The organism is Streptomyces sp. GESEQ-4 (genome assembly GCF_017948455.1).
GTDB lineage: Bacteria > Actinomycetota > Actinomycetes > Streptomycetales > Streptomycetaceae > Streptomyces.
On the sequence record NZ_JAFFSU010000007.1, the window covers coordinates 301,848 to 316,859 of the forward strand.

At 70.8% G+C, this 15,012-nt stretch carries 15 protein-coding genes; 8 read left to right on the forward strand and 7 right to left on the reverse strand.

Translation table 11 applies throughout. The annotated features are described in order from the left end of the window. Positions 1-208: 208 nt before the first annotated feature. Both KCH48_RS16935 and KCH48_RS42260 read right to left on the reverse strand, forming a co-directional pair. The gene (locus KCH48_RS16935; protein ID WP_210574947.1) at positions 209-403 is read right to left on the reverse strand and encodes a DUF1918 domain-containing protein; all 195 of its coding nucleotides are present in this window, start codon (positions 401-403) and stop codon (positions 209-211) included. Between the two features lie 95 nt (positions 404-498). After that, positions 499-1,563 carry a DMT family transporter gene (locus KCH48_RS42260; protein ID WP_246885386.1) on the reverse strand — a complete coding sequence of 355 codons (1,065 nt, stop codon included), beginning with the start codon at positions 1,561-1,563 and terminating at the stop codon, positions 499-501. Here KCH48_RS42260 and KCH48_RS16950 point away from each other — a divergent pair. Beyond that, the gene (locus KCH48_RS16950; protein ID WP_210574948.1) at positions 1,562-3,004 is read left to right on the forward strand and encodes a PLP-dependent aminotransferase family protein; all 1,443 of its coding nucleotides are present in this window, start codon (positions 1,562-1,564) and stop codon (positions 3,002-3,004) included. The genes KCH48_RS42260 and KCH48_RS16950 overlap by 2 nt on opposite strands. Before the next feature lie 132 nt (positions 3,005-3,136). Next, entirely contained in the window at positions 3,137-3,730 is a 594-nt protein-coding gene (locus KCH48_RS16955) for a histidine phosphatase family protein (RefSeq protein ID WP_210574949.1), read from the forward strand. Here the strand turns inward: KCH48_RS16955 and KCH48_RS16960 are convergent. Continuing rightward, positions 3,712-4,155, reverse strand: coding sequence for a DUF6314 family protein (locus tag KCH48_RS16960; RefSeq protein WP_210574950.1), 444 nt, complete (start codon positions 4,153-4,155; stop codon positions 3,712-3,714). The two genes, KCH48_RS16955 and KCH48_RS16960, sit on opposite strands and share 19 nt — an antisense overlap. Positions 4,156-4,283: 128 nt before the next feature. Here KCH48_RS16960 and KCH48_RS16965 point away from each other — a divergent pair, with 128 nt between their 5' ends. Further along, the gene (locus tag KCH48_RS16965; protein WP_210574952.1) at positions 4,284-6,761 is read left to right on the forward strand and encodes an alpha-L-arabinofuranosidase C-terminal domain-containing protein; all 2,478 of its coding nucleotides are present in this window, start codon (positions 4,284-4,286) and stop codon (positions 6,759-6,761) included. Positions 6,762-6,850: 89 nt separating this feature from the next. Here the strand turns inward: KCH48_RS16965 and KCH48_RS16970 are convergent, their stop codons facing one another. Further along, positions 6,851-7,354, reverse strand: coding sequence for an SRPBCC family protein (locus KCH48_RS16970; protein WP_210574953.1), 504 nt, complete (start codon positions 7,352-7,354; stop codon positions 6,851-6,853). Between the two features lie 147 nt (positions 7,355-7,501). Here KCH48_RS16970 and argC point away from each other — a divergent pair, with 147 nt between their 5' ends. Genes argC through KCH48_RS16995 form a run of 5 tightly spaced genes read left to right on the forward strand, consistent with a single transcriptional unit; the run spans position 7,502 to position 12,329 of the window. Next, positions 7,502-8,530: an N-acetyl-gamma-glutamyl-phosphate reductase gene (gene argC / locus KCH48_RS16975; RefSeq protein ID WP_210574956.1), complete on the forward strand. Its 1,029-nt coding sequence runs from the start codon at positions 7,502-7,504 to the stop codon at positions 8,528-8,530. Beyond that, positions 8,527-9,678 (forward strand): bifunctional glutamate N-acetyltransferase/amino-acid acetyltransferase ArgJ, encoded by a 1,152-nt coding sequence (argJ, locus tag KCH48_RS16980; RefSeq protein ID WP_210574958.1) that lies wholly within the window; start codon positions 8,527-8,529, stop codon positions 9,676-9,678. The genes argC and argJ overlap by 4 nt, the downstream gene beginning before the upstream one ends. Next, positions 9,675-10,583: an acetylglutamate kinase gene (argB, locus tag KCH48_RS16985; protein ID WP_210574959.1), complete on the forward strand. Its 909-nt coding sequence runs from the start codon at positions 9,675-9,677 to the stop codon at positions 10,581-10,583. Before argJ ends, argB begins: the two co-directional genes overlap by 4 nt. Then, positions 10,580-11,782 (forward strand): acetylornithine transaminase, encoded by a 1,203-nt coding sequence (locus KCH48_RS16990; RefSeq protein ID WP_210574961.1) that lies wholly within the window; start codon positions 10,580-10,582, stop codon positions 11,780-11,782. The genes argB and KCH48_RS16990 overlap by 4 nt, the downstream gene beginning before the upstream one ends. Before the next feature lie 7 nt (positions 11,783-11,789). Beyond that, positions 11,790-12,329 (forward strand): arginine repressor, encoded by a 540-nt coding sequence (locus tag KCH48_RS16995; RefSeq protein ID WP_210574963.1) that lies wholly within the window; start codon positions 11,790-11,792, stop codon positions 12,327-12,329. 92 nt (positions 12,330-12,421) lie between these two features. Here the strand turns inward: KCH48_RS16995 and KCH48_RS17000 are convergent, their stop codons facing one another. The 3 genes from KCH48_RS17000 to KCH48_RS17010 all read right to left on the reverse strand — a co-directional run bounded on the left by KCH48_RS17000 (position 12,422) and on the right by KCH48_RS17010 (position 14,970). Then, positions 12,422-13,567, reverse strand: coding sequence for an RNA polymerase sigma factor (locus KCH48_RS17000; protein WP_210574965.1), 1,146 nt, complete (start codon positions 13,565-13,567; stop codon positions 12,422-12,424). 8 nt (positions 13,568-13,575) lie between these two features. Beyond that, a complete protein-coding gene (locus KCH48_RS17005) occupies positions 13,576-13,983 on the reverse strand; it encodes a YciI family protein (RefSeq protein ID WP_210574966.1) in 408 nt (135 codons plus the stop codon). 249 nt (positions 13,984-14,232) lie between these two features. Next, positions 14,233-14,970, reverse strand: coding sequence for an FAD:protein FMN transferase (locus tag KCH48_RS17010; RefSeq protein WP_246885446.1), 738 nt, complete (start codon positions 14,968-14,970; stop codon positions 14,233-14,235). Positions 14,971-15,012: the final 42 nt, after the last annotated feature.

The following is a 15,012-nucleotide window of genomic DNA, read 5'->3' on the forward strand; positions in this document are numbered from 1 at the left end:
CGACAAGGTGTTCAAGAGCGGGCCAAGATCCTGCCCTGGTGGGCCTCGGCGTGCGCGGCAGCGGGACCCGGAGCGGGACTGGTGAGGTCCGGCGCGCAACAGCGCCCCTTCAGAGGCGCGGGGCTGTGTCGATATGCGGCTACCGCCGCGTGGGCGCGACCAGCCCCCACCGACCCGCAGCAAACGAGCCGCCCATCCAGCGGAGCGCTCAGTGTCGGGTTTCCTTGTGGCGGATCTCGGTGTCGGGTCCCGGTGAGCACACGCCCTCGTGCCCGTCCTCGAACCTGACGCGGTACGGGGGATTGCCCTCGCGTCCCATCACTTCGACGATCTCGCCGACCTTGTCGTGCTGTCCGACCACCCTGCCGTGCTGGACAAGCTGGTCGCCCACGGTTGCACGCATCTTGTAGGGCCTCCTCACGTCGTGCGGGAGCAGCGGTCCTTCGGCCTTGATTTTACGGCGCGGGGCGCCGGTTGGGACGGTGCCGTACGGCCTCCTCAGCCGCGCGCCCTCTGGGTGACGGCGATGCAGACGAGCACCGCCGCCGCCGTGAGCGGGGCGGCCACTGTCAGGTGCTCGCCCAGCAGCAGCACCGACCACACCAGTGTGAGCAGCGGCTGGGCCAACTGCAACTGGCTGGCCTTCGGGATGCCGATCGCCGCCATGCCGCGGTACCAGACGACCAGGCCGAGGAACTGCGAGCCGGCCGCGACCCACAGCAGTCCCGTCACGCTGTGCGCGGTCAACCGCACCGGCTCGTACGACAGGGCGAGCACCGCGGCGGGCACACCGATCGGCAGACACAGCGCCAGCGCCCAGCCGACGACCTGCCAGCCCGGCATGACGCGGGCCAGCCGACCGCCCTCGGTGTAGCCGGCCGCGCACACCAGCAGCGCCCCGAAGAGATACAGGTCGGCGGTGGTCAGCGCCCCGCCGCTCTGCTGCACGGTGAAGGCGACCACCGCGGCGGCGCCCACGAGCGCGGCCGTCCAGAAGGTGCGCGAGGGGCTGAGCGGGTCTGGCGAAGTCGGCTGCGATTCGGCAGCGCCCCGAAGGGGCGCGGGGCTGTGACATATGCGGCTCCGCCGCGTGGGCGCGACCAGCCACGACGGCCCCGCAGATTCTCGACGGCCGATGGTGGCACGTCCCGCGGAGCGCTTCGTGCCGACCCGCAGGGCGGAGCAGAGTGCGGTGGTCAGCGGGAGCAGGCCGACCACCACGGCGGCGTGCGCGGTGGTCGAGGTCCGCAGGGCGAGGGTCGTCAGCAGCGGGAAGCCGACGACGACTCCGGCGGCGACCACGGCCAGCCCCGGCCAGTGCGCGCGTCCGGGCAGCGGTACACGCAGCGCCAGCAGACAGCCGCCCGCGATCAGCGCCGCGAGCACGCTGCGCACGGCGACCAGGGACCACGGCCCGAACCCCTCCAGTCCCCATGCGGTCGCGGGGAAGGTGAGGGAGAAGGCGATGACTCCCAAGGCGGCCTGAAGAGTGCCGATCGAGGTACCGGGCCGACCGCTGACCGCTATCCCTGTCGGGGCGATAGCGCTACTCTGTGCTCTCATGCAAGAGCGTAGCAGTGTCGGTGAACTGGCGAATCGGTTGCGACGGGAACTCGACCGCTACTCACCGGGTGGAAAGCTCCCGTCTAGCCGGGCCCTCGTCGAGCGGTACCGGGTCAGCCCGGTGACCGTCTCGCGCGCCCTGGCGCAGCTGGCCGCCGAGGGACTGGTGGTGACCCGCCCCGGCGCCGGTGCCTTCCGCGCCCGGCCCCGGACGACGGCCACGCCCGCCGGGGACACCTCCTGGCAGGAGGTCGCGCTCAGTGCCGACGGCGCCTCCGACGTCGTACCGCGCTCCGTGGACGCGTCCGGAGTCGTGGTCTCGCTCGCCGCTCCGCCGCCCGGAGTGATCGAGTTCACCGGCGGCTATCTGCACCCCACCCTCCAGCCCGAGCGCGCCCTGACCGCCGCGCTGGCCCGTGCGGGACGCCGGCCCGGAGCGTGGGGCCGGCCGCCGTTGGACGGACTGCCGGAGCTGCGTGAGTGGTTCGCCCGTGAGATCGGCGGCACCGTCACCGCCGCCGAGGTGCTGGTCGGCGGGGGCGGCCAGGCAGCGCTGACCACCGCGTTCCGGGCGCTGGCGCCGCCCGGCGCGCCCGTCCTGGTCGAATCGCCGACCTACCCCGGCATGCTGGCCATCGCCCGCGCGGCCGGGCTGCGGCCGGTCCCGGTGCCGGTCGATCCGGACGGCGTGCGCCCCGCCCTGCTCGCCGACGCGTTCCGGGCGACCGGGGCCCGGCTCTTCGTCTGCCAACCCCTGTTCCAGAACCCGACCGGGGCGGTGCTCGCCGCGGACCGCCGCGCGGAGGTCGTCGCCATCGCGCGGGCGGCGGGCGCGTTCGTGATCGAGGACGACTTCGTACGACGGCTGGTGCACGAGGACGCGGGCCCGCTGCCGCGTCCGCTGGTCGCCAACGACCCCGACGGAGTCGTCGTCCACGTCAGCTCGCTCACCAAGGCCACCTCCCCCAGCTTCCGGGTGAGCGCGATCGCCGCGCGCGGCCCGGCGCTGGAACGCCTGCGCGCCATCCAGATCGTCGACACCTTCTTCGTACCCCGGCCCCTCCAGGAAGCCGCGCTCGAACTCGTCGGCTCGCCCGCCTGGCCACGCCATCTCCGGTCGATCTCGGCGGAGTTGAAGACCCGCCGAGACGCGATGACGGCCGCGTTGCGGACCGACCTCCCCGAACTCGCCCTGCCGCACATCCCGTCCGGCGGCTACCACCTGTGGCTGCGCCTGCCCGACGGCACCGACGAGGCCCCCCTCACCGCCGCCGCCCTGCGCGCGGGCGTCGCCCTCACCCCCGGCCGCCCCTACTTCAGCGCCGAACCCCCTGCCGGACACGTGCGGCTGAGCTTCGCGGCCGTGGCGGGGACGGGCGAGATCACGGAAGGGGTACGGCGCCTGCGTACGGCCTTCGACGAGGTGGCCGGACGAAAATGACAGGCAAGCCAGTCGGTATTTTCGAGCGAATTGCCCCTTCGATCCTGACCGTGAAGTAAGGCTTCGCGCACCCTGGGTAACTCCTGAGTAATCCCCCTTGACCTGCAACTTTCCGCGACTCACGATCCCCGTATGCAACTTCGCCTCACGTTCGTCGCCGCCGCGCGCAGCACGCCGCTGCTGGCGGAGCGGTTCGAGGACGACCGGCCGCTGGACCAGGCGGGCTGGGACGAGGTGCAGCGGGCCGCGCGGGAGCTCATTCCGCTGGCGGCGGCCGAGCTGCGCTACTGCTCGCCGACGCCGCGCAGCCGGGCCACCGGTGACGCCCTCGGGTATACGCCGCTGGTGCAACTCGCGCTGCGGGACTGCGACATGGGCCGCTGGCGCGGGCTCACGCTGGGGGAGGCGATGGCGCGTGAGCCGGAGGCGGTGGACGCCTGGCTGGCCGACCCGCGCGGCACGCCGCACGGCGGTGAGTCGCTGCTTGCCTTCATCACCCGGGTCGGCGACTGGCTCGACACCCGGCCGGTCGACGACGGGGGCCGGATCGTCGCCGTGGCCGAGCCGTCGGTGATCCGCGCGGCGCTGGTCTACGCGCTGAAGGCGCCGCCGTCGACGTACTGGAACATCGACGTCCGCCCCTTGTCGACGACCACGGTCACGGGCCGGGCGGGGCGCTGGAATCTGCGCCTCGAGGGGGTCTCGGCTCAGCCCACGCGCGCGTAGTCGGTCGTGAGGACCAGGTCCTTCGCCGGGCCGCGCACCCGCCACACCGTCCGCCAGTGGTCCGCGTCGGTGACGGTGAACTCGCCCCGGTAGAGGTCGGCCGAGCACGGATGGTCGGCCGTGTGCCGTCCCGAGGTCAGGTCCAGGTCGTGGAACGGGCGGCCGTCCGCGAACCATACGTCCGCCGCACCCGGCTCCCGGGACGGCAGGAAACGCAGGGTCCGCTCGGCGGGCCGGGGAACGCCCTGCCAGACGAACGTGCCGGACTCCTGGTGCAGCAGTCCGCCGCCTTCGAGCGGGCTGAATACGGTCGTCCCGCGGAACTCGCCACGCTCGTCGCCGGCGAGATCCCGCACCGACCGCTCGACCCGCCACTGCCCGGCCAGGTAGGCCAGTACGTCCGGCACTGGCCAGAACTCGCCCATTCCGTACCGCTTCCCGTCCCATGTGCTGCTGCGCGACCCATTGACGCGCCTGTGCCCCCTCCCTATCTTGCCGTTCGAAGTGCTGACCATAGTCCGATATTTCGAACAGCTAGAGCCGCGGAGTATCCATGTCACGCACCACCCGCCGGAGACAAGGCGTCACCGCCACCGCCCTCCTGATGGCGGCCGTCGCCCTGCCCGCTCCCGCGCACGCCGAGGACGTCACCGACTACGCGATCGCCGTCGACCCCGCCTCTCAGGGCGCGAAGATCGACGACACGATGTACGGCGTTTTTTTCGAGGACATCAACCGGGCCGCTGACGGCGGACTGTACGCCGAGCTGGTGCAGAACCGGTCCTTCGAGTACTCCACCGCCGACAACAGCTCGTACACGCCGCTGACCTCCTGGACGGCCGCGGGGTCGGCAGAGGTCGTGAACGACTCCGGGCGCCTCAATGACCGCAACCGCAACTACCTCTCCCTGGGCGCCGGTTCATCGGTCACGAACGCCGGATACAACACCGGCATCCGCGTCGAGCAGGGCAAGAGGTACGACTTCTCCGTGTGGGCCCGCGCCCAGAGCGGCACCACGCTCAGCGTCACCCTGAAGGACGCGCCGGGGACGCTGGCGAGCACCCGCCAGGTCGCCGCGAAGGGCGGCTGGACGAAGTACACGGCCACCTTCACCGCGACCCGCACCAGCAACCGCGGCCGCCTCACCGTCGCCTCATCCGGCGCCGCCGCGCTCGACGAGGTCTCCCTCTTCCCGCGCGACACCTACAAGCACCAGCCGAACGGCCTGCGCAAGGACCTCGCCGAGAAGATCGAGGCCCTGGACCCCGGCTTCGTCCGCTTCCCGGGCGGCTGCCTGGTCAACACCGGCTCCATGGAGGACTACAGCGAGGCCTCCGGCTGGCAGCGCAAGCGCTCGTACCAGTGGAAGGACACCATCGGCCCGGTCGAGCAGCGCGCCACGAACTCCAACTTCTGGGGCTACAACCAGAGTTACGGCCTCGGCTACTACGAATACTTCCGCTTCTCCGAGGACATCGGCGCGATGCCGCTGCCCGTCGTACCGGCCCTCGTCACCGGCTGCGGCCAGAACCGGGCCACCGACGACGAGGCGCTGCTCCAGCGGCACATCCAGGACACCCTGGACCTCGTCGAGTTCGCCAACGGCCCCGTGACGAGCAAGTGGGGCAAGAAGCGGGCCGAGATGGGCCACCCCAAGCCCTTCCACCTCACGCATCTCGGCGTCGGCAACGAGGAGAATCTGCCCAACGAGTTCTTCGCCCGCTTCCAGAAGTTCCGCGCCGCGATCGAGGCCAAGTACCCGGACATCACGATCATCTCCAACTCCGGCCCGGACGACGCCGGCGCGACCTTCGACACCGCCTGGCAGCTCAACCGCGAGGGCAAGGTCGACATGGTCGACGAGCACTACTACAACAGCCCGCAGTGGTTCCTGCAGAACAACGAGCGCTACGACAGCTACGACCGCGGCGGCCCGAAGGTCTTCCTCGGCGAGTACGCCTCCCAGGGCAACGCCTTCAAGAACGCGCTGTCCGAAGCCGCGTACATGACCGGCCTGGAGCGCAACGCCGACATCGTCAAGCTCGCCTCCTACGCCCCGCTGCTCGCCAACGAGGACTATGTGCAGTGGCGCCCGGACCTGATCTGGTTCAACAACCACGCCTCCTGGAACTCGGCCAACTACGAGGTCCAGAAGCTGTTCATGACCAACGTCGGCGATCGCGTCGTACCGTCCACCGCGACCGACACCCCCAACGTGAGCGGCCCGATCACCGGCGCCGTCGGCCTCTCGACCTGGGCGACCAGTGCGGCGTACGACGATGTCAAGGTCACCGGCGAGGACGGCTCGACGCTGTTCGGCGACGACTTCTCCGGTGACGCGTCGAAGTGGACGCCGGGCGGCACCGGCAGCTGGAGCATCCAGGACGGGCAGTACGTCCAGACGGATGCCGCCGCCGAGAACACCCTGGTCACCGCCGGTGACCCGGCCTGGAAGAACTACGACCTGCATGTGAGGGCCACCAAGAAGTCCGGCAAGGAGGGCTTCCTCGTCGCCTTCGGGGTCAAGGACACCGGCAACTACTACTGGTGGAACCTGGGCGGCTGGAACAACACCCAGTCCGCGATCGAACAGGCCGTGGACGGCGGCAAGTCGACGCTGATGTCCAAGGCCGGGTCGATCGAGACGGGCCGTGCCTATGACATCGACATCAAGGTGCGGGGCCGTCAGGTGACCCTCTACCTGGACGGCCAGGAGTGGGGCAGCTTCGCCGACGACAAGCCGGCCGAGCCGTTCCGCCAGGTCGTCACCAAGGACGCGAAGACCGGTGACCTGATCGTCAAGGTCGTCAACGCGCAGTCCGCCGAGGCCCGTACGGCCATCGACCTCGGCACCTCCAAGGTCGCCTCCAAGGCCCGGGTGACCACCCTGGCCGCCGGCCCCGACGAGGTGAACACCGAGACGGACACGCCGGTGACCCCGGCGACGTCCACCTTCCAGGGGGTCGCCAAGAAGTTCACGTACACCTTCCCGGCCAACTCGATCACCTTCCTGCGGATCAAGCAGCGGTAACCCGCCGGGCGGCTCAGGCGCCACCGAAGCACGCCTGAGCCGCCCGCACCGGTTGGGGTGCCGGATGGTCGTCCTCTGACTCCCGCGGCTCAGCTCAGGGACTCGAAGTACGCCTTCTGCGCGGGGTAGTAGTCGCCGAAGTCGGGGCGGTCGCCGTCTGTGCGTGCGGCGGTGAGCATGTCGAGGTAGTACTCCCAGCCGGGGCCGGTCGAGCCGAGGTGTTCCGTGGAGGTGAGGTGGTGGACCAGCCGGAGCTCGGTGGTACCGGTGTTCTCGGCCTCCCCCTCCGCGAGCAGCAGCTCCAGCGACCAGGAGCCTGCCTCGTCCTCCGTCGATGCCGCGAGCCGGTGAGGCGGCTCGCAAGCCTCGATCAGGAGGGAGCTCCAGGGCGCCTCCTCCTCGAACACCATCTGCACCTCGACGGTGCGCCCGGGAGCCGCCTCCCCGCGCCACGGCCCGAACCAGCGGGCGGTGCGCTCCGACTCGGTGACGCTCGCCCAGACGTCGTCGACGGGGGCGCGGTAGCTGCGGGTGAGGATCAGGTCGAACCCCGCGGGAGTGCGGACGAGCCGACCGGTGGGCGTGGGAGTCATGCCGTGTCCTCCTGTCGGCCTGCCGTGGGCCTCCTGTGCCTGACAGCATGAACGTATCCCGCCGTGGGCGTGGCGGCCCAGCCTGGGCACGGGATTGCATAAACGTGCAGCGAAACGTATAGTCATGCTCTCCAGGAGGAGGATGTCATGGCGGTACGTGCGGCAGTGGCCGGAGCGAGTGGGTACGCGGGCGGTGAGCTGCTGCGTCTGCTGCTGGTGCACCCCGAGGTCGAGATCGGCGCCCTGACCGGGAACTCCAACGCCGGTCAGCGGCTCGGCGCGCTCCAGCCGCACCTGCTGCCGCTGGCCGACCGGGTGCTCCAGGAGACATCGGCGGACGTCCTCGCCGGGCACGATGTCGTCTTTCTCGCATTGCCGCACGGACAGTCCGCGGCCGTCGCCGAGCAACTCGGCCCCGATGTGCTGGTGGTCGACATGGGGGCCGACTTCCGGCTGCGGAACCCGGGGGACTGGGAGAAGTTCTACGGTTCCGCGCACGCCGGGACCTGGCCGTACGGCCTCCCTGAACTGCCGGGTGCCCGCGCCGCGCTGGAGGGGTCCAAGCGCGTCGCGGTGCCCGGTTGCTACCCGACCGCCGTCTCGCTGGCCCTCTTCCCGGCGTACACGGCCGGCCTCGCCGGGACCGAGGCCGTGATCGTCGCCGCGTCCGGCACCTCCGGCGCCGGCAAGACGCCCAAGCCGCATCTGCTGGGCAGCGAGGTCATGGGGTCCATGTCGCCGTACGGCGTGGGCGGCGGTCACCGGCACACCCCCGAGATGATCCAGAACCTCAGCGCCGCCGCCGGCGAACCGGTCGCCGTCTCGTTCACGCCGACGCTAGCCCCCATGCCGCGCGGGATCCTCGCCACCTGCACTGCGCAGGCGAAGCCCGGCGTCACCGGCGACTCCCTGCGCGCCGCCTATGAGAAGGCCTTCGCCGACGAGCCCTTCGTCCATCTGCTGCCCGAGGGACAGTGGCCCGCCACGGCGTCCGTCCACGGTTCCAACGCCGTTCAGGTGCAGGTCGCGTTCGACGAGGCCGTGGGCCGCATCATCGCGATCAGCGCGATCGACAACCTGACCAAGGGCACCGCGGGCGGTGCCGTCCAGAGCATGAACCTCGCCCTCGGGCTCGACGAGACCACCGGGCTTTCCACGATCGGAGTCGCACCGTGAGTGTCACGGCAGCAAAGGGATTCACGGCGGCGGGCATCGCCGCCGGGATCAAGGAGAACGGCAACCCGGACCTGGCCCTCGTGGTCAACAACGGGCCCCGCCTCGCCGCCGCGGGCGTCTTCACCTCCAACCGCGTCAAGGCCGCGCCGGTGCTGTGGTCCGAGCAGGTCCTGAAGGGCGGGCAGGTCTCCGCCGTCGTCCTCAACTCCGGTGGTGCCAACGCCTGTACGGGGCCGAAGGGCTTCCAGGACACCCACGCGACCGCCGAGAAGGTCGCCGGCACGCTGGGGCTGAACGCCGCCGAGGTCGCGGTCGCGTCCACCGGACTCATCGGGATCCTGCTCCCCATGGACAGGCTGCTGCCCGGCGTCGAGACGGCCGCGGAGGCGCTGAGCGAGCACGGCGGTGAGAAGGCCGCCATCGCGATCAAGACCACCGACTCCGTCCACAAGACGTCCGTCGTGACCAAGGACGGCTGGAGCGTCGGCGGCATGGCCAAGGGCGCGGGCATGCTCGCCCCCGGCCTCGCCACCATGCTCGTCGTCCTCACCACGGACGCCGACGTCGAGAGCGGCGAACTGGACAAGGCCCTGCGGGCGGCCACGAAGGTCACCTTCGACCGCGTCGACTCCGACGGCTGCATGTCCACCAACGACACCGTCCTGCTGCTCGCCTCCGGCGCCTCCCAAGTCACCCCGGAGTACGCCGAGTTCGCCGAGGCCGTACGGGCCGTCTGCGACGACCTCGGCCAGCAGCTCATCCGGGACGCCGAGGGCGCCAGCAAGGACATCAAGGTCGAGGTGATCAACGCCGCGACCGAGGACGACGCCGTCGAGGTGGGCCGCTCCATCGCCCGCAACAATCTCCTCAAGTGCGCGATCCACGGCGAAGACCCCAACTGGGGGCGGGTGTTGTCCGCCATCGGTACGACGTCCGCGGCCTTCGAGCCCGACCGGCTGAACGTCGCCATCAACGGCGTCTGGGTGTGCAAGAACGGCGGCGTCGGCGAGGACCGCGACAAGGTCGACATGCGCTACCGCGAGGTGCACATCGTCGCCGACCTGGCCGCGGGCTCGGAGACGGCCACCATCTGGACCAACGACCTCACCGCGGACTACGTCCACGAGAACAGCGCGTATTCGTCATGAGCTCTACTCGTAAGCACACCGCCCTGCCCAAGGCCCAGATCCTCATCGAGGCACTGCCCTGGCTGGTCCGGCACAACGGCAAGACCGTCGTCATCAAGTTCGGCGGCAACGCCATGGTCGACGAGGAGCTGAAGGCCGCCTTCGCCCAGGACGTCGTGTTCCTGCACCACGCCGGCCTCAAGCCGGTCGTCGTGCACGGCGGCGGCCCGCAGATCAGCGCCGCCCTCGACAAGCACGGCATCGTCAGCGAGTTCAAGGCGGGCCTCAGGGTCACCACCGAGGACGCCATGGACGTCGTACGCATGGTCCTGGCCGGGCAGGTGCAGCGCGAGCTCGTCGGGCTGCTCAACCAGCACGGGCCGCTCGCCATCGGTCTGACCGGCGAGGACGCGCACACCATCACCGCCATCAAGCACCAGCCCGAGATCGACGGCGAGTTGGTCGACATCGGGCGGGTGGGCGAGATCACCGAGATCGACACGGGCGCGATCGAGGCACTGCTCGCCGACGGCCGGATCCCGGTCGTCTCCTCGATCGCCCGCTCCCAGGACGACGGACATGTCTACAACGTCAATGCTGATACGGCGGCTGCGGCACTCGCTGCTGCGTTGGACGCCGAAACCCTCATGGTCCTCACGGACGTCGAGGGCCTCTACGAGGACTGGCCGAACAGCGACGAGGTGATCAGCCGCCTCACCGCTTCCCAACTGGAGAAGCTGCTGCCGGAGTTGTCCTCCGGCATGGTGCCGAAGATGGAGGGCTGTCTGCACGCCGTGCGCAACGGGGTGACCACCGCCCGGGTCATCGACGGCCGCGTCCAGCACTCCATCCTGCTGGAGATCTTCACCGACGAGGGCATCGGCACGATGGTCGTGCCGGACGAGCAAGAGGGGGACGCCGTATGACCGCCAATCAGGACCTCACCACGCGGTGGCAGGGCGCGCTCATGAACAACTACGGCACTCCGCGACTGCCGCTCGTGCGCGGGGAGGGCGCGAAGCTCTGGGACGCAGACGGCAAGGAGTACGTCGACTTCGTCGGCGGCATCGCGGTCAACGCGCTCGGTCACGCCCACCCGGCGATCGTCGAGGCGGTGAGCCGGCAGGTCGCCTCGCTGGGGCATGTGTCGAACCTGTTCGTCGCCGAGCCGCCGGTCGCGCTCGCCGAACGGCTGCTGCAGATCTTCGGCCGGGACGGCAGGGTCTTCTTCTGCAACTCCGGGGCCGAGGCGGTCGAAGGGGCGTTCAAGATCGGGCGGCTGACCGGGCGGTCGCACATGGTCGCCACCGACGGCGGCTTCCACGGCCGCACCATGGGCGCCCTCGCCCTCACCGGACAGCCCGGCAAGCAGACCCCCTTCCTGCCGCTGCCCGGCGATGTCACCCACGTCCCGTACGGCGACGCGCAGGCGCTGGCCGCCGCGGTCACCCAGGAGACGGCTCTCGTCATCATCGAGCCGATCCAGGGCGAGAACGGGGTCGTGATCCCGCCGACGGGCTATCTGAAGGCGGCCCGCGCGATCACCGCCGCCACGGGCAGCCTGCTGGTGCTGGACGAGGTGCAGACCGGGATCGGGCGCACCGGGCACTGGTTCGAGTACATGGCGCACGAGGGCGTCCTGCCGGACGTCGTCACGCTCGCCAAGGGCCTCGGCGGCGGGCTGCCGCTGGGCGCGACCGTGGCCTTCGGGCGGGCGGCCGAGCTCCTCCAGCCCGGACACCACGGCACGACCTTCGGCGGCAACCCCGTCGCCTGCGCGGCCGGACTCGCCGTGCTCGACACCATCGCGAACGACGGGTTGCTGGAGAACGTCAAGCGGCAGAGCGAGAGCTTGCGCCACGGAATCGAGTCACTGAACCACTCGTTGATCTCCCACGTCCGGGGTGCGGGTCTCCTGCTGGGTATCGTGCTCACCGAGCCGCTTGCGCCACAGGTGCAGCACGCGGCCCAGGACGCCGGTTTCCTGGTGAACGCGCCCGCCCCCGATGTCGTACGACTGATGCCGCCCCTCAACCTGGGCGACGACGCGGTGGACGCATTCCTCCGGGCGCTCCCCGGTGTCCTGGACACGGTGACCGAAGGGGACGGACATTCCGGAGAATGAGACGACGATGAGCCAGGCGCAGGATCACGAGCAGCCGAGCGGGCCTGCCGTGCCGCAGACCCGCACCGCGCGTCACCGCCGGATCGTGGACATCCTCAACCGGCAACCCGTGCGGTCGCAGAGCCAGTTGGCGAAGCTGCTCGCCGACGACGGGCTGACCGTCACGCAGGCGACGCTCTCCCGCGACCTGGATGAGCTGAACGCGGTGAAGATCCGCAACACCGACGGCGACCTGATCTATGCGGTGCCGAGTGAGGGGGGTTTCCGTACGCCGCGTGCTCCGCTGGGGGGGTCGGCGAAGGAGGAGCGGATGCGGCGGCTCTCCGCGGAGCTGTTGATCTCTGCGGAGGCTTCGGCGAACCTTGTGGTGCTCCGTACGCCGCCGGGTGCGGCGCAGTTTCTCGCCTCGGCGATCGATCAGGCCGAGTTGCACGACATTCTGGGGACGATCGCTGGTGACGACACGTTGCTGTTGATCAGCCGGGATCCTACGGGTGGGCAGGCGCTGGCGGATCATTTGCTGCGGTTGGCTCAGAACGGGCACTGAGGGGTTGTGTGTCGGGTGCGGGTGTGTGGGGGCTTGTCGCGCCCACGCGGCGGAGCCGCATATCGATACAGCCCCGCGCCCCTGAAGGGGCGCTAGCGTCGCCGTTGGACATTGAGGCGGGCTGCCTGGCGCGTTAGGTGGTTGCGTTCCTCGAGGGTGGGGGCCTTTTGGGCTGCCTCGGAGTACAGGTGTGCCGCCGTGTCCAGGTCGCCGTCGCGTTCGTGGAAGTAGGCGGCTACGGCGGTGTAGCGGGGGAGTGAGGCGTCCAGCTCCGCCAGTGCCGCCAGGCCTGCGCGCGGTCCGTCTGCCTCGCCTACGGCTACCGCGCGGTTGAGGCGGACGATGGGGTTGTCGGTGAGGCGGGTCAGCTCGTCGTACCACTCGACGATCTGGACCCAGTCGGTCTCCTCGGTGCGGGGCGCGTCCGCGTGGAGGGCGGCGATGGCGGCCTGGGCCTGGAACTCGCCGAGCCGGTCGCGGGCGAGGGCCGACTGCAGGATCTCGACTCCCTCGGCGATCGCCTTGGTGTCCCACCGGCTCCGGTCCTGCTCGGCGAGCGGTACCAGGCTGCCGTCGGGCGCGGTACGGGCCGCGCGCCGGGCGTGGTGGAGCAGCATGAGGGCGAGCAGCCCGGCCACCTCGGGGTGTTCGATCGCCGCCGCTAGCTGCCGGGTGAGCCGGATGGCCTCGGCGGCGAGGTCGATGTCGCCGGAGTAGCCCTCGTTGAAGACCAGGTAGAGGACGCGCAGCACGGTGGCCACATCGCCGGGCTGGTCGAACCGCACGCCGGAGACGGTCCGCTTGGCCCGGCTGATGCGCTGCGCCATGGTCGCTTCGGGCACGAGGTAGTTCTGGGCGATCTGCCTGGTGGTGAGGCCGCCGACGGCGCGCAGGGTGAGGGCGACGGCGGACGACGGGGTCAGTGAGGGGTGGGCGCAGAGGAAGTAGAGCTGGAGGGTGTCGTCAGCCGCGGGCGCGGGGCCTGGTACCGGCTCCTCCTCTACGCGGTCCTCGCGTCGGCGTCGGGCGGTGTCCGCGCGGGTCGCGTCGAGGAACTTGCGCCACGCCACGGTGACGAGCCAGCCCTTCGCATCCCGCGGCGGGTCGGCCGGCCAGACGCGTACCGCCTCGACGAGCGCGTCCTGGACGGCGTCCTCGGCCGCCGCGAAGTCTGCTCCGCGGCGGACGAGGACGGTGAGCACGCTCGGCGTGAGGCTGCGGAGCAAGGCCTCGTCCATGGGTGGGGTCACTCCGTGACGGTGGGCTGCACGCCGTAGAACGGGCGCAGTTCCAGCCACTCGTGGATCGTCTTGCCGCCCGCCCCGGGCGCGGCGGACAGTTCCCCGGCCAGCTCGACGGCGCGCTCGTAGCTGTCGACGTCGATCACCATCCAGCCGGCGATGAGGTCCTTGGTCTCGGCGAACGGTCCGTCGGTGACCGGCGGGCGCCCCTCACCGTCGTACCGGACCCACGTCCCCTCGGGGGCGAGGGCCACCTCGCCGACGAACTCCCCGGTCTTCTCGAGCCGCTCCGCGAAGTCCCGCATGTACTGCACGTGCGCCGTGATCTCCTCGGGCGTCCACTGATCCATGGGCACGTCGTTGACCGCCGCCGGCGCGCCGCGGTAGTGCTTGAGCAGCAGGTACTTGGCCATCGTGATTCTCCTCGGTGTGCTGCGACCCATTGTGGCCGCGTTCACCCCAGGGACGGAGCCGACCACGGGTCCTCGACATCACCGAGGGAACTTTTTTGAGGCCTCCGCTGTAGCTGCGGGCATGCGTGCCGCCTGGGGCGATGGGGGTCCCCCCGCTCGAGCGAAGCCGAGAGTGGGGGAGGGTGGGCGCAGGCGGCACCCCGTCAGCGCTGGGCTGCGCGACCCACCCAGCCCAGCCACCGCGCCCCGTCACCCCAACCGCGCCGCCAACCCCCCGGTGCACCGCACCTCGTCCCCCGCCGTCACCAGCAACGCCTCCACATCCGGCAGCGACTCCAGCCACCGCAACCCCGCCCGCGAACCCATCGCAAACGCGGCGGTGGCCCAGCAGTCCGCCCACGTGAGTGAAGGCCCCACCACGGTCACCGCCACCAGGTCCGTCACGGCGGACCGCCCCGTCCGCGGATCGACGATGTGCGCGCCGCGCTCGGCCGTACCGGACGTGGCGACGGCCAGCTCCTCCACCCCCGCAGCCGACACGACTGCGGCAAGTCCCCCCGGCCGCAAGGGATCCGCCACCCCGACCCGCCACGGCCGCTGCGGCCCGGGGCTGCCGAGCAGCTGGACGTCACCCCCGCCGTTCACGCTCACCCCGCTCGCCCCGACCGCCGCCAGGGACCGCGCCGCCCGTTCGACGGCCCACCCCTTGACGATCCCGGTCGGATCGAGCCGCCCCTCGTACGACGTGCTGAACCAGCCCTCGCTCAGCCGCTCCGCCTCCGCGGCCAGCTCCAGCACCTCGGCGACCTCGGGATCACAGTCGCCGACGCTCAGCTCACCGCGGGCCAGCCGCGACACCTGGCTGTCGTCCCGGTAGGTGCTGAACACCTCGTTCACCTGGTGCAGCCCGGCGACCGCCTCCTCCAGTGCCGCCTTGACCGCACCGGGATCCCCGCCGCGGACGTCGAAGGAGAAGACGGTCCCCATGACCTCCTCCACATGACGCACCGCGGCGGGAGCTGCTGCTGC